At 40.3% G+C, this 15,417-nt stretch carries 7 protein-coding genes; all 7 read right to left on the minus strand.

Features of this window, described 5'->3' with window-relative positions:
- Window positions 1–202 precede the first annotated feature (202 nt).
- Window positions 203–2,983 carry a TonB-dependent receptor gene (locus tag ACMZOO_RS06485; protein ID WP_440905893.1) on the minus strand — a complete coding sequence of 927 codons (2,781 nt, stop codon included), beginning with the start codon at window positions 2,981–2,983 and terminating at the stop codon, window positions 203–205.
- Between the two features lie 96 nt (window positions 2,984–3,079).
- Window positions 3,080–6,640, minus strand: coding sequence for a LamG-like jellyroll fold domain-containing protein (locus ACMZOO_RS06490; protein WP_440905894.1), 3,561 nt, complete (start codon window positions 6,638–6,640; stop codon window positions 3,080–3,082).
- 444 nt (window positions 6,641–7,084) lie between these two features.
- Entirely contained in the window at window positions 7,085–8,587 is a 1,503-nt protein-coding gene (gene araA, locus ACMZOO_RS06495) for an L-arabinose isomerase (protein ID WP_440905895.1), read from the minus strand.
- A 384-nt stretch (window positions 8,588–8,971) separates the two neighbouring features.
- Complete coding sequence (locus tag ACMZOO_RS06500) at window positions 8,972–9,667, minus strand: L-ribulose-5-phosphate 4-epimerase (RefSeq protein WP_016954327.1); 696 nt, start codon at window positions 9,665–9,667, stop codon at window positions 8,972–8,974.
- Between the two features lie 29 nt (window positions 9,668–9,696).
- On the minus strand, window positions 9,697–11,358 hold the full coding sequence (locus ACMZOO_RS06505; RefSeq protein WP_440905896.1) for a ribulokinase: 1,662 nt from the start codon (window positions 11,356–11,358) through the stop codon (window positions 9,697–9,699).
- A gap of 352 nt (window positions 11,359–11,710) precedes the next feature.
- Window positions 11,711–13,273, minus strand: coding sequence for a sodium/sugar symporter (locus tag ACMZOO_RS06510; protein ID WP_440905897.1), 1,563 nt, complete (start codon window positions 13,271–13,273; stop codon window positions 11,711–11,713).
- Window positions 13,274–13,438: 165 nt separating this feature from the next.
- Window positions 13,439–15,358 (minus strand): family 43 glycosylhydrolase, encoded by a 1,920-nt coding sequence (locus ACMZOO_RS06515; protein ID WP_440905898.1) that lies wholly within the window; start codon window positions 15,356–15,358, stop codon window positions 13,439–13,441.
- Window positions 15,359–15,417: the final 59 nt, after the last annotated feature.

Below are 15,417 nucleotides of genomic sequence, written 5' to 3' on the forward strand. Positions count from 1 at the left end.
CTGTTGCAATAGACTAAAATAAACTCAAACCGGCTTGTAGCGATAACTGGTGTTTTGATTAGATTGAACAAACTTATGAGGGGGCAAACAAGTGTCTAGTTCGCGAATAGGTTTCGGTTATAAACATTAGCGATTTACAAACAAAAATGCCGCTTATCCAAGAATAAGCGGCATTTTATTAGATTTGGAAGTTAGCTAAAGCTTATTCCATTGAATAACGCATACCTATAGAGAAGGTTCTTGCATACTTACCAGAACCATTGTTAAACAAAATCTGGTCCGAATAAGAACTGTGATAAATCTCTTGCATGATATTTACTGCATCAAAAGTTAATACAAGATTTTCATTTACATCATAACTAAACTGGAAATCCATAGTTTGCTCAGGTTCTGCAACTACTAAGCTCGGCATTGAACAACAGTTGTTTTGGCTCGCAGTGTAATCACTTCGATATACATATGAAAGACGTAATGAAAAATCTTCTTTTTCATACGCTAATATTGCACTGTATGAAGAATCAGATACACCAAAAACAGGTACGTTTTCGTAGCCAGTCAACACTGGTGCACCACCATCATCCGCCTCTGCAAACACTGGATTCTCAAGTTCTGAATCAATAAGAGTATAACTCGCCATTATACCGATACCATCCAACAACTCTGGCAAACCATCAGGAAAATATTGAAAACCAACTTCAATACCATCTAATTTACCTTTACCTGAGTTTTGTGGAGAGTTTAAGATATAACGACCATTCTCATCTTCATCTGGTCTATCTGTTAATACAACATTAGTACCTTGATTTAAGATACGACCTTCGATATCACGCTTAAATACAACACCATACAAACTGCTAGACTCAGCGAAATACCACTCTAATGAAAAGTCGTAGTTTTTAGAGCTTTCAGGTTTTAAGTCTTTATTACCACTGCTAGCTGTACCCCAATCTGATTCCGTCCAAGCAACAGGAGGATTAATCACTAACGACGGATTCAATAAATCAAATCCAGGTCGATTAATACTTTCACCATATGAAAAACGAGCGATTACATCTTCGGCAAGTTCATAACGCATCATTAAGTTTGGCAATAACACACTAGAGCTGGTTGATTGGTCGACAATGCCAACCTCACCAGTTACAGGGTCATTACCAAAAAACTCTAAATCATTGGTCGCTTTGATATAACGGAAACCAATTTCACCATCAAGCAAATTGCCACCTAAGTCAATCGCATATTTAGTTTGTGCATAGAAGGTTGTGGACAACTCTTCAACATTAAAACTTCTTGCTGGATCCGCACCAAGATTATCAATGCCATAAAGCTCATTCATCTTATCTTGGTTGTCTAACAGATAACGACCATCAACAACTAGGTATTGGCGTGGAATATAAGCAACACCGTCAAAGAAGTCACCATCATTAGCTGACAATACACCAGGTAACAAACCTTCTATATTGTTACAATCGATAGCACAACCACCGCCATAATCACCGTCTTCGTTAACAGCTGTGCGTTTATCAATACGCGCACCAAATGATACGGTTTCAAAAATACCGGCATCTAATATATATTCAGCATCTAAGGTCCAAGTTAACGCATCACCTTGGTCATGACCACCATTATCACCATAGTTAGATAAGCTATAGAAACTCGGATTAGTCAAATCCGACTCATCTACGTCCGCTGTATCTGGATTATCTAAATACTGCACATAAGGCATGCTCGATAATTCATAGTTAAAATCTATGATTGCTTGATAAAAGTTACCATTAGCTTGTTGGTAGTTAAATTCGTGGGTAAAAGTACTGTCTTGGTAAATTAACTCTGACTCAATAGTTAAGTCATTACCCACATGCCATTTACCGCCTAATGCGTATAAATAGCTATCGGTTTTACCTGTGCTACCATCACCACTACTAAAAAACGCAGGGTTATTGATATACATACGCTTCACTACGTTACTGTTGTCATACAGTTCGTAGTCTCTAAAGTTGTTGCCACTGTTAGAGTTAGCGAAGAAGAAAGCGTTATATCCTTCATTTCTGTAGCCATTGTAGAAAGCTTCAAAAATATACTCTGAGTCGTCATTTGGACGCCATTGAAGTGAAATATTCGCTGCAGGGCGCTCACGCTCACCGCGAATATCATTCCAGCCCATAGCGTCTCTTAACAATACATACTCATGGGTTTGCCCATTGTATTCAAGTGTAGAACCAGGGGCACTAGATAACTCTTGGCTTTTAAATGATTGATTAAACGCATCATGAGTATTGATATCATACGGATCTAATGAACCAACCCAAATAGTTTCGTCACGCCATCTAGTTTTAACCATAGATAAGTTGACAAGTGCACCAAACTCACCTAAGTCTGATTCCCAACGTGTACTGGCTAACAAACTTACATTTGGATCAATTTCACCCGATGTATCTTGATAAGTACCTTTAGCGGCAACTACTAATTTGTTACCTTCAAAGTTGAATGGACGATGTGTTTTTACGTCAATCAAACCGGCCAAACCACCTTCAAGCTCTTTAGCTGAACGGGTTTTATATACAGATACACTATTTAATAAACTTGCAGGAATATCTTGTAATGCAACACTACGGCCATTACCAGTGAATACTTGGCGACCATTTACTGTAGTTGCGATATCACCTAAACCACGAATGGTAATATTTGAGGTTTCACCGCCCCCACGACCAGTTACCTGAACACCCGTAACACGTTGTAGTGATTCAACTACGTTATTATCTGGGAATTTACCAATATCTTCCGAGATAATAGTATCAGTAATTTGTACATTGTCTCTTTTTAAGGCTAACGCCATTGAGTTAGAGGCACGAATACCGCTAACCTGAATTACTTCTACATCTTCTTCTGCGTTTTCTTCTGTTTCTACTTCAGCCGCAATCAAGTTTTGGCTTGATAATGCGATAGCTGTTGCTATTGCAGTATGTACTAATGAAGGTTTAAACATAATACTTGTCTCACATTCTTTAGGTATAAGCTAAAAGCTTACTACCGATTAATCTGTTTCGTATTGATGCGTGTGGCCTTAGCCACACGCCACCCATTATTCGCCTACGTTGAATAGCTCTTGTACTTTAGTTGCATCGATAGCTTCACTAAAGATTTTGAACTCATCAATCGCGCCATTAAATGGGATATCCCAATGGTTAACACCTAAGCCAAAGTAAGTTGTTTGCCCTAGACTAAACACATTTGGATAACCAGTGCCTTCGAAACGAACTTCACCATTAAGGTACAATGTCACATCACCATTGCTTACAGTAAATGCCACGTGAGTCCACTCGTCTTGAGCAATACGACCGCCTGGATCCGCGTCATACCATGCCGCACTTCCAGACCATAAGCGTGTCACTTGATCATCACCCCAAGATGGAACAAAGCTCACCCAACTTGCAGTATTTGAAGCACCAAAGAATGATGTAGTAAAGCCTGTAAAGGTTTCTGGTTTAATCCAGAACGAAACAGAGTAATCAAATGTTGTGATTAGGTTATCTGCAAAACGAACACCACTTGCACCGTCTAGATATACAGCTGAACCAACTACACCATCAACATAGCTAATTGTGCCACCAGTGTTGTCAATTCGGTTGCCTGTTACAGTTGCTGCGGCATAAGAATTACCAGCAGAAGTTAGATCACCTTCAAAGCTATATTCAGCAGGAGCCTTAGATTTAACTGTTACTTGAAACTCTTTAGTATCAGTAAACCCAGCATAGTTGATTGTAGCTGTTAGAGTTACTACAGCATCACCTTCTTTAGGACCGGGTTGAGTAACAACCGCGACACCATTAACAGGGTTCAATACTGAGGTATCACTAGATTCCCAGCTAATACCAGAAACAAATGGGCCTACGCGTGACAATTCGAAACTTTCACGTACGGCAGACAAATCTCCCAACTCTAAGCCCGCTTTAACATATGCAGGGAACGTAGACTCATCAGTTAAATTGTTAAGCGCAACCGCGTTAACATCTAGTGGCTGGAGTGCATAATCATAAATGATAAGCTCATCAATTTGTGCGTTTAATGGTGTATCCCAATAGTTGACACCCAAACCAAACACACCACCATCAGCACTAAATAAATCGAACATACCCGTAGCGCTTGCAGCAAGTGTGCCATTGATATAAAGACGTTGATCTCCTTCGTTTACGGTAACCGTAATGTGCGACCAATCTTCTAATGGAATACCTTGCCAAGAATCAACAAATACACCATCAGCGCCGCTTGCAGACCAGATCATAAAGTTGTCACCAACCCACCCCATAGGCATCACATTCATACGTTGTCCACCTGGATCAGCAGTTGCGCCACCATAGAACGAACTAGTGAAGTTTGTAAATGCATGAGGTTTAATCCAGAATGAAACTGTATATTCATAAGATTGAATTAAATCTTGTGGGAATAACAAACCATAAGTCGCATCAAAATCAACTGAAGCACCGTATGTGTCATCAGTGTAAACTAAAGTGCCGCCAGTGTTGTTCAGGAAGTTACCTGTTACCGTTGCGTCAGCTTTGGTTTGCAGAGAGTCCGTCAAATCATTCTCGAATGAATAATGAGCTACCGCATTTCTAAAACCATCTCTTGCTTTCAAAGTAACATCAAAAGATTTAGTCTCTGCTGTTTGACCATTTAACGAGATAGTTGCAGTCATAGTGATAACTTGATCACCACGATCTGGTGTTGGAATAAATACACTACCATCATTTTCAATATAGTAAGTATTACTACTTTCCCAACTGATTGCCGCACCATTTTTACCTATAGTAGGTAAGGTAAATTCGTCGAAAATAGTCACTTCAGTTTGAATTTCTAAAGATTCACGAACCGCAGTTAAAGTTGCAGCAGTTACGTTAGTCTCATCAATTTTACTACCCCAAACTGTTGCACCTGCACTAGACATAGCGCTGAAAGTAGGTACTAATTCACCACGTCCATTATCCCATTGCCACTTAGCAACACCAGTGTAAGAACCTGAGCTTAAATCAAGGCGAATGGTATTTTTATCTAGCATGTACCAATTACCAGTTGCACTACCAGATACTGTACGGTTTTCATTTAACCAAATTGCACCTGAAACGGCTGGAACTGTATTGGTTGCAAAACCGTGATCGACAAACTTGTAGTAACCAGCCATAGAGTTAACATCTAACGCATTATCACCGTCAATAGGTACATAACGTTGTGGTGATACAACTAACCAATCATCAGCAGTAACAAACATTTCGTGTGTGCGCACTGCATGAGCTTCTGAATTGCCAGGATAAGAGGTCGCACCTGCAGGGAAACGTGTATGCATAACCATTAAATGACGACCAGTGGCTTCATCATAAATGGTTGAGTGGTGACCAGGAGCAGCATAACCCCATGCAGGTGCTTCATCACCAACTTCTTGTGTTATCTCAAAACCACCGATTAATTTACCACCAATCTCATTAGTGCCTTTAATGGTAGAAATATCGTTTCCTTGAGGGTCTAAATAAGGGCCATCAGGTGTTTTAGAACGTGCAATACGCACGTTATAACCACCATCTCGATTAAAACCAGCGATTGACCACATTAAGTAGTAATAATCAGTCTCTGGGCTATACATTACGTATGAGCCTTCAATTGAGCGATAGTCACCGCCAACAAGGTGTTTACCATAACCTTGACCAGCAACTGGCATACCTGTTGTTGTGTCTAATTCAAGAATATAGATACCGCCAGAATATGAACCATATACCATCCATAACTTGCCTTCTTTATCAAAGAAAGCTGTTGGGTCAATGGCATTTGGATCAATCGCTGGGTTATACGTATCTTGGCCGTTATCTAATGGATATGTATCCATTTCAGGGAAAATAGTTTTGGTTAACACAATTGGATTGCCGTCAGCATCCAATACATTGTTACCGTCTGCGTCTTTTTGGAATTGCTGATTGCCATCCGCGTCAAGATCATCAACTACTTGACTACGATATCCAGTACGTAAAAACACACCTTTGTCAACAAATGGGCCTTCTGGTGAATCGGCTTCAGCCAAACCTAGATATGAACGATGCCAACAACCACCGCCAATACCTTTCTCATCTTTCGCTTCATCTTGCGCACAGTGATTGTAGTAGAACCAATATTTACCGTTTGGAGCTTGGATAACGTTGGCAGCCCAGTTACCTTCCCAACCATCGGTCCAAGCTATACCTTCAGATATTTCTGAGGTGTATGTATTAAATAACGGAGAGTCGTCGACAACTAGTTCATCACGGGTTTTATTCTCACCATCAATATTATGAGTTACAGTCGCGTTTCCTGGAGCAGAAATATAATCCCAATTAATTAAATCAGTAGATTTAGCTGCTGCTAAATGCGAACCATATATGTAATAGGTTTCAACACCGTCAACAACCGCTTTAATAACTGAAGGGTCGTGTACACCTATGTCTTCGAAATCAACTTTTCCTTCAACAAGTGTTACTGAACTGGATAAGCTAGGTTTAGCTTCATAAACCGGAAATTCTGGAACTTGGTTCTCTGGGTAACCGCTTTTGCCTTCATCTGAACCACAGCTTGCTAATGCAATTACGCTGCTAACAATGAGGGCGACTTTGGTCTTATTCATGTGTGTCCTCGCATTTAATACATTTAAATAAGTTTAGTGCCGAGTATAAATCCTGCATATCAACGTCTCTTCAACGCATATGGTATTTTAGTATTACTATTTAATAAATGTCAAAGAAAATTACAATTTTAACACTTATTTAAATATGCCTAGTTTTTGAACCATTTTTATATACTCAGTTTTTAACAATCGTTTCCAAGTATAGTAAAAATGGGGCTTTACGCTGGTTTTGTTAGTCAAAAAAGTGATATTTCAACTTGAAGATAAGATAGTTTTGGCAAGATTAATTTACATATATGATAAGATTATTTGATTTTTTACGTTAAAAAACAAAGAAAAACACACCAAAAATCAACACAACTCATTTACATTTTAGATAAAAAAAGGGCAACTACTAGAGTTGCCCTAATACACATGGGATTTTTAACAAAGAAATGTTAAAACTTATAAGCCATTTGCTAAGCCGAAATAAGCTGCATTTTGGCGTAATTCGTTTTTGAATTGACGGATGTTAGTAGAGCCGTCGATAACCACTAGCTCAACACCTGCCATTTCAGCGTAATCGTTAATCATATCTGTTGTAACTGCTTGGCTGTATGCCGTGTGGTGCGCGCCACCTGCATAAATCCATGCTGCTGCTGCAACTGATAAGTTTGGTTTTGGTTCCCAAAGCGCAGATGCTACTGGTAACTCTGGCGTATTTTCAGGTGCTGTTACTGCATCTACTTCGTTTACGATAATGCGGAAACGGTTGCCCATATCAATTGGTGATACGTTGATAGCAGGACCAGCTTTACCGCTGAATAATAAACGCGCAACGTCACACTTCATACCAATGGTATGGCGGTGTACTTCTAAACGTGGTTTAGCAGCTGCGATTGATGGACAGACTTCTAACATATGGGCACCTAATACTTGGTCGCGTGCGCCGAAGTTGTAGGTATAGTCTTCCATAAATGATGTACCACCAGAGCGGCCAACAGACATGGCTTTCATAATGCGAACCATAGCTGAAGTTTTCCAGTCGCCTTCACCGCCGTAACCAAAACCTTGCGCCATTAAGCGTTGCGTCGCTAAGCCTGGTAAACCTGTTAAACCTGTTAAGTTTTCAAAACAGTTGGTGAAACCACCAAAACCGCCGTCTTTTAAGAATTTAGCCATGCCTAATTCTAAACGCGCTTCGTTTTGCAACATTTTTAATTGGTATTCATCTTTGAAGATGGCATCTGCTACTTGGTAGTCTTGGGTGTATAAGTCTAATTGTGCTGCTACGTCTGCATCTGAAATCTCATTTACAACTGCAGATAAGTCGCCTAAACCGTATGCGTGTACTTCGTAACCAAATTGGATTTGTGCTGCAACTTTGTCGCCTTCTGTAACAGCAACTTGACGCATGTTGTCACCGAAACGCGCAATTTTTAAGTTTTGGCTTTCGTTCCAACCCACAGCTGCACGGCACCAGTCATCGATTTGTTCTTGAACTAAAGCATTTTGCCAGTGACCAACAACCACTTTACGCTCTTTACGCATACGTGTGCCGATGAAACCAAATTCACGACAACCGTGTGCACTTTGGTGCGTATTCATGTAGTTCATGTCAATTTCACCCCAAGGTAATGCTGCATTAAATTGGGTGTGAAGGTGCATAAATGGTTTACGTAATTCTGCTAAACCTGCAATCCACATTTTTGATGGAGAGAAGGTGTGCATCCACATGATTAAACCAACACAGTTTTTGTCTGCATTTGCTGCTTGGCAAACTGCATGAATTTCTGCTGGTGATTTTACCGTTGGCTTGCACACTATGTTCATGCCAATGCTTTCTGATGTGTTGAAACCTTCTACGATTAAAGCACTGTCTTTTGCAACTTGCTCTAATACTTTTGGCCCGTATAAGTGTTGTGAGCCAGTTACAAACCAAACTTCTTTTTGACCAAATACGCTCATAATTTTCTACCTTATAAAAACTGTTGAGTCGAATGCTGACTGCAACCGACTCTAATGTAATTCACAATGCTGCATAGGTTTTACCTTTATTGCAGCGTTTGGTGATGGCAAACCTATGCGGCATTGCTTTCACCAGCATTCGAAGTGAATGCAATAATTAAATCCCAAACGCTTTTCACAATCCCTTGTCGCTCACATAAAACAATCCCTGTTTTATGAAGTTCGGATTTCTTTATTCCATCCCCTTCTCTTAGACTTCAGAGTTGCCTACTACACGCAAACAACTCAAATTCAACTCACAATGCTGCATAGGTTTTACCTTTATTGCAGCGTTTGGTGATGGCAAGCCTATGCGGCATTGCTGGCACCAAACTTTAGTGTTAATTACTTCTGCCCGTAATAAGCGTTTTTACCGTTCTTACGTAAATAATGCTTATCTACCAACTCTTGTTTTAAGTCCCCAATTTGAGGTGACAAGGTTTTGGTTAAATAAGCCATTTTGGCGATTTCTTCTAACAATACTGCGTGGTAAACCGACTTAGCTGCATCTTTACCCCAAGTAAAAGGGGCATGGCCTGCAACTATTACCATAGGTGATTCATTCGGGTCACGGTCTTGAAACAGCTCAACAATTTGTGCGCCGGTTTCTTCTTCGTAATCACCTTGAATACGTTCGTTACTCATAACAGGTGCACATGGAATTGCGCCATATACGTAATCCGCTTGAGTGGTACCCAAACACGGAATATCAATTTGTGCTTGTGCCCATGCAGTTGCGTAAGTTGAATGTGTATGAGTTACACCACCAATATTGTCCCAAGTGCGATATAAATAGGTGTGGGTTTTAGTATCTGATGAAGGGTTTAACTTGCCTTCAACTATGTTGTTTTCTAAATCAACAACCACAATATCTTCAACTTTTAATGCTTCGTACGGTACACCGCTTGGTTTAATTGCAACCACACCTGCTGCACGGTCTATTTGTGACACATTACCAAAAGTGTAGGTGACTAATTTACGCGTATCCAACTCCATGTTGGCTTCAAATACTTCGCGTTTTAATTCTAAAAACTTGCTCATTTTTTGGGTTTCCTGACTAATCTTTTTGCTTACTTCGAGCTTTCTACGTAAGCACCCAGTGCCTGGTAGTTTTTATATAGCTCGTCAAATTTCGCGGCATTTTCTGCATTCGGTTGGTAGGTTTTACACACAGGGGATGCCATCACTTCTTGAGCAGCAGCAACACTTGGGTAAACGCCAGCTGCAACAGATGCAAAAATAGCAGCGCCTAATGCACAGCTTTGTTCACTTTCTAAAACATCAATTGGGCAGTTCCAAACATCCGCACAGGTTTGCATCACAAAGTCAGATTTTTTCGAGATACCACCTATAGTTACAACAGAATCAATTGCAACACCTTCAGATTTAAAACGCTCGATAATTGCACGTGCACCAAATGCAGTTGCTTCTACTAATGAACGATAAATTTGTGGTGCATGGCTACCCATTTTTAAACCTGTGATTGCCATAGCAACGGTTTGGTCTGCATCTGGGGTACGACGACCATTCACCCAATCCAGTGCAGTTACACCTGTGCTACCAATTGGTAACTTAGCGGCTTCTTCACCTAGTTTGAATAAAGTTTTATCTTCAATTTCTTGGGCTAATTTAGCTTTAGTTTCTGCATCTAATACATCTGACGCTTCAATATTTTTTAGTGGCCAGTTAATTAAGTTGCGGAACCATGCGTATAAATCACCAAAAGCAGATTGACCGGCTTCTAAACCAACCATACCAGGAACAACTGAGCCATCTACTTGACCACAAATACCTTTAATGCATTTATCGCCCATATCTTCGTATGAAGCTATCGCGATATCACAAGTCGAGGTACCCATAACTTTAGTCAATACGCCAGGTTTAACGTTTGCGCCTACAGCGCCCATATGGCAGTCGAACGCACTGAAAGTTACAACAGTACCAACTGGTAAACCTAATTTATCAGCCCATTCTTGCGTTAACTCACCGCATTTTTCTTCTGCTGTGAAAGTTTGAGCTGGTAAACGATCACGTAAACCGTCTAACAATGGGTCGATAGAAGTAAAGAATTCATTTGGTGGATAACCGCCCCAGCTTTCATGCCACATTTGTTTATGGCCTGCAGCACAACGACTCGCTCGGAATGCACTTGGGTGAGTTGTGCCAGTAATTAATGCTGACATCCAATCACAGTGCTCTACCCAGCTGTGTGCAGCATTGCGAACTGATTCATCTTCACGTAACACGTGTAAAGCTTTTGCCCAGAACCACTCAGAAGAATAGATACCACCTTCGTATTTAATGTAGTTTTCGTCTGACTTAGCTGACGCTTGGGTAATTTGTTGCGCTTCTAAAATTGCAGTATGGTCTTTCCACAAAACAAACATTGCATTTGGGTTTTCAGCAAACTCAGGTTTAAGCGCAAGCGCCACACCATTTTCATCAACTGCAACAGGCGTTGAACCTGTGGTATCAAAACTAATACCCACAACTTGCTCTGCCGCACCTGCGGGTGCTTGTGCCCATAAACCTTGAACAACTTGCTCTAAGCTTTCTACATAATCTAACGGATGTTGACGGAATTGGTCTTTTGCTGGTTCACAAAATAAACCTTGTTTCCATCTTGGGTAATAAACTACGTTTGTTGCAATTTCTTTACCATTGCTCGTATCAACCAATAATGCACGAACAGAATCTGAACCGTAATCTAAACCAAGCGTGTAGCGTGTCATAAACTCACCATTAATAACAAAATAGGGTGTATCAAAACTATACGTTAATATAGTATTACTATTTAAATTTTACAATAAGGAAACAAAATATTTTTATTGTTTCCATAGTAAAAATATCCGTACTAAAGCTTATTCGAAAGTTAACTGCTTAAAGCCTCCCTGTCAGGGATGACAGGGCGGAGCGCCCAAGGATGGGTTTACCGCGTCTTTAAACAGTTCAACTTCGAGTAAGCTTTGATGTGCATACCCGCACTTAACATGTCGGCTTTTACACCAATCAATTAACCCAAAAGCAAAAAGGGAATAACACCTAGGCATTATTCCCTTCTACCAACATAATGTTAGTAAAAACCTACCACCAAACAGTATAGATGAAGGTCAAGATAATTACACAACCAATACCAGCAATGTTAAAGCCTTTACTGGTTTCAAAACTAATAGTGCTGATATCTGCACAAGTTGAATGCTGCTCTTCTTTGCTCATTAAAGATAAGCCAATTGCTAACGCAAAACATAACAACAATACAACACCCATACGATCCATAAACGGGAACTCAGGGAATAGTACTTTAATCGCTAATGAGAAGGCTGCTGAACCTACTGCCGCAGCTAACGCTGCAGTCGCAGTAGTGCGTTTCCAGAACATACCAGTTACAAAGATAACAACGATACCCGGCGTGAATAAGCCAGTAAATTCTTGAATATACTGGAACGCTTGGTCGAATTTACCTAACAACGGCTCAGCCATAATTAAACCGATACATAAAGAAACTAAAGATGTAATTCGACCAATATGTACATAATGACGTTGCGATTTACCTTTAACCATTTTGCTATATAAATCCATAGTAAATATGGTTGAGATACTGTTAGTCATTGAAGCTAGTGAAGAAACGATAGCTGCCACCAATGCCGCAAAAATCAAACCTTTAATACCAACAGGCATTAAGTCCATTAACGCAGGATAAGCTAAATCGTTTTTCGGAATTTCTGGGTATAAGATAACCGCAGCAATACCAGGCAATACAACGATAACTGGCATTAATAATTTTAAGTAAGCTGCAAACGCGATACCTTTTTGCGCTTCTTCAACACTACTTGCTGCCAATGCACGTTGAATTATGTATTGATTGAAACCCCAATATGCAATGTTAGTTACCCATAAACCACCTACTAGTACGGAAATACCAGGTAAGTTGATGTACTGAGGATTTTCAGGCGATAAGATCATGTCAAAGTGACCTGGTAATTCTTCAGTTAAGATACCAAAACCAGCTAAGAAACCTTGGCCATCAGCAACTGCGTCTAGCGCTAAGTAACTTAATAACAAACCACCAAATACTAATAAAACAACCTGAACTATATCTGTGTAAGCAACCGCTTTTAAACCGCCATATAAAGAGTAAGCAATTGAGAATACAGCTAAGAAGATCATACCGAACATAGCGTCAACCCCCGCTACACTCTCAAACGCAAGACCGCCTAACCATAAAACAGAAGTTAAGTTTACAAATACATATACCAACAACCAGAAAATCGCCATAACGGTTTTAACGCGTGAGTCAAACCTTTGCTCTAGGTATTGTGGCATTGTGTAAATGTTATTTTTAAGGAAGATAGGTAATAAATACTTACCCACTAAAATAAGCGTAATTGCCGCCATAAATTCGTATGACGCAATACCCATACCTAGGGCAAAACCTGAGCCAGACATACCGATAATCTGCTCGGCAGAAATATTAGATGCAATTAACGAGGCACCAATTGCCCACCAAGGCAAAGCTTTACTTGCTAAGAAGTAATCTTCGGTGTTGGCACCTTCTTTTTTATCATTGCGCGAGATCCACAATGCCAGAATTAATAAACCTACGGCATAAGCGATAAATACGCCGTAGTCTAGGGTTTGTAACTTCATTCAATCACTCCACTAACAGACTGTCACTGTAACAATACTGTTAACTAAAATTTACAATAAACTGGTTAATTTTACCGCTATGTTAATATAGTAATACTTTAAAAGCAAACCGAAAAAAAAGCCCGCATACGCGGGCAAACACATGGGCAAAACAAAGATGAAACTTTATTCAGCAACTCTGAAATAGAAATGTTGGCAATCTAAATCTTTCCAAACTAATTGCATCATGTTGTCGTCGTTTTTAACTGAACAACCTTCAACCATTAATGCTAGGCCATAGTGAGAAACCATTCTTAATGCACCGTTTGGTAAAAACTCGAAACGCCATAAGCTGTCTTTTTCACTACAAGCAGACTGAACCACGTTATCCGCAATTTCTACTTTGCCGTCAGTTACGCCATTCACTGCTAAACACATGTTAGCTGCATTGGTTGACTCAAAGTTGTAGAAACCGTTATCAACGTGTTTTGCTTGCCATTTTTGGCTCGCTAAGTCTTTGTATTCATATTGGCTAATATTTGTATCAGCAACTTTTGCACTGTCATCTACAGACACAACTTTACCGCTGTTCACATTGATAATTGCAAAACTGTCAACAGGCTCTAAACGCCAGTCAGTACATTGGCTGAATCTGTCGCCACCAACACTTGCAGTTGTACCAGCAGCCGCTTCACAGCCAGCAGCTTGTAAATGTGAAATTGATTGTGCATTTGCAAAACGTACCCAACCGTCACGTGAAGGATCAACCGACCAACGTTGACAGTTTGAACTCATCCAAGGTTTGCTTGCAACCGCAACGCTGCTTGGGTCAGCACAGTTTTGATGACCAACAAATGTACCTAAGTCAGCGTTATTGATACGGTAAAAACCGTCATTCGCTGGGTCAACAATCCAATCAGTATTTTCGCCACTACATTGGTCTACTTTAGTTTGACCATTTGCATTCGCGCTTAAACAAAGGTTAGTTAAACGGTTAACTAATTTATAGCGTACACCTTCAACACGAGTAGTAATTGGACCTTGTTCACCACTTGGTACAGGCGTTTGTTGTTTGTCCATTAATGGCTCGCCAAACTCAGGTAAACCCTCTTCATTCCAAACAAATTTTTGTGCACGTGATGAACGTGTACCACTACAACCATCAGTTGGTGAAGAGTTACCGTGGTAAATCAACCATTCTTCAGTGCCGTCTGGAGAGATGAAGAAACCGTGGTGACCTGGGCCATATACACCGTTACCTTTTACAAAGAACGGCTCGTCAAATTTCTTCCAAGATTCTGTTTTAACTGGATCATCACCAACTAATTCAACTACTGCAATTTTGTAATCTTCAGTGTTACAGAAGCTAGATGAGTGAGTTAAGAATACACGACCATTGTGTTTTAAAATTTCTGGGCCTTCGTTAACTTTTAAGCCAGATTGTTCCCATTTGTATTCAGGGCGAGTTACAACATTGCGCTCACCAACTAAAGTCCATGGGTTAGACATTTCAGAAACTAAGTTAACTTGCTCGTCACCGTGCCACTCAGACCAAGTGAAGTACAATTTGCCATTGTGGTCGAAGTAGCTACCATCAATGTTCCAGTGATCTGGCATTGGTGTACCTTTGTATTGGTACGGACCCATAGGATCTGATCCTTCACTTTCCATAATGTGGTTGCGTTGACCGCCGAAGTGTTCTTTAACACCTGAGGTTAAAATAACATACCAACGCAAACCTTCTGGTCGTTCAATTGGGTGGAATTCAAATGCCCAAAAGTTAAATGCACGAGAAGGATCGTCACCAGACCAAATGTAATGAGCTGGCGCATCGGCTAAACCAGCGATAGTTGGTGATTTGCGCATCACCAGCTGAGAAGTCCATGTAGTCGTAGTTAAATAATAGTTGCCGTTGAAATAGTGCATCCAAGGATCAGCACCATTGCGCTTAATTGGATTTGCAAAAGTATCTCCAGCTATTTGTAACTCAGCATCCGTTGGAATGCTTGCTTTTTGCGTCATGCCACAGCCTGCTAGTAACATGCCTGCAAGTGCCGATGCACCAAACCATTTGGCACCTTGTTTTAGTGTCGAACGAATTTTCATACTCTCCCCTTTTACTTCAGGTTTTTAATTACCCTTATCATATGAGTAATTAAAAAGTT

This window comes from Catenovulum sp. SX2 (assembly GCF_052056295.1).
Lineage (GTDB): Bacteria > Pseudomonadota > Gammaproteobacteria > Enterobacterales > Alteromonadaceae > Catenovulum.

Excerpts from the sequence above, each read along its gene's own strand:
- ACMZOO_RS06485 (WP_440905893.1), bottom strand. The coding sequence starts at position 2,983 with ATGTTTAAACCTTCATTAGTACATACTGCAATAGCAACAGCTATCGCA.
- ACMZOO_RS06490 (WP_440905894.1), bottom strand. The coding sequence starts at position 6,640 with ATGAATAAGACCAAAGTCGCCCTCATTGTTAGCAGCGTAATTGCATTA.
- araA (WP_440905895.1), bottom strand. The coding sequence starts at position 8,587 with ATGAGCGTATTTGGTCAAAAAGAAGTTTGGTTTGTAACTGGCTCACAA.
- ACMZOO_RS06500 (WP_016954327.1), bottom strand. The coding sequence starts at position 9,667 with ATGAGCAAGTTTTTAGAATTAAAACGCGAAGTATTTGAAGCCAACATG.
- ACMZOO_RS06505 (WP_440905896.1), bottom strand. The coding sequence starts at position 11,358 with ATGACACGCTACACGCTTGGTTTAGATTACGGTTCAGATTCTGTTCGT.
- ACMZOO_RS06510 (WP_440905897.1), bottom strand. The coding sequence starts at position 13,273 with ATGAAGTTACAAACCCTAGACTACGGCGTATTTATCGCTTATGCCGTA.
- ACMZOO_RS06515 (WP_440905898.1), bottom strand. The coding sequence starts at position 15,358 with ATGAAAATTCGTTCGACACTAAAACAAGGTGCCAAATGGTTTGGTGCA.